The following is a 237-nucleotide window of genomic DNA, read 5'->3' as shown; positions in this document are numbered from 1 at the left end:
CGCGCATAGTGGCCGACGACGTCGAAGTCGTAGCGCGCCTTCACGAGCTCGTCGGTGTCGATACGGGCGGTGACGAGCCCGGCCTCGCCGATCAGCGGCTCCGTCAACGGGTCGCCGAGCGGCCCGACGATCACGCTGCCGCCGCGGATCAGCGGCCGCTCGGGGTCCCAGCCCGGCACGTCGATGCCGAGCGCGCGCGGCGACGGCTGCACCTGGCACGCGCTCACGACGAAGCAA

At 73.0% G+C, this 237-nt stretch carries 1 pseudogene; it reads right to left on the bottom strand.

Features of this window, described 5'->3' with window-relative positions:
* Positions 1-237, bottom strand: a pseudogene (locus tag AAEZ03_RS28855) (carbon-nitrogen hydrolase family protein); the annotation flags it as partial.

Source organism: Pseudomonas sp. HY2-MNA-CIBAN-0224, from assembly GCF_040310285.1.
Taxonomy (GTDB): domain Bacteria; phylum Pseudomonadota; class Gammaproteobacteria; order Pseudomonadales; family Pseudomonadaceae; genus Aquipseudomonas; species Aquipseudomonas helleri.
This window is presented reverse-complemented; position numbering and strand designations above follow the sequence as displayed.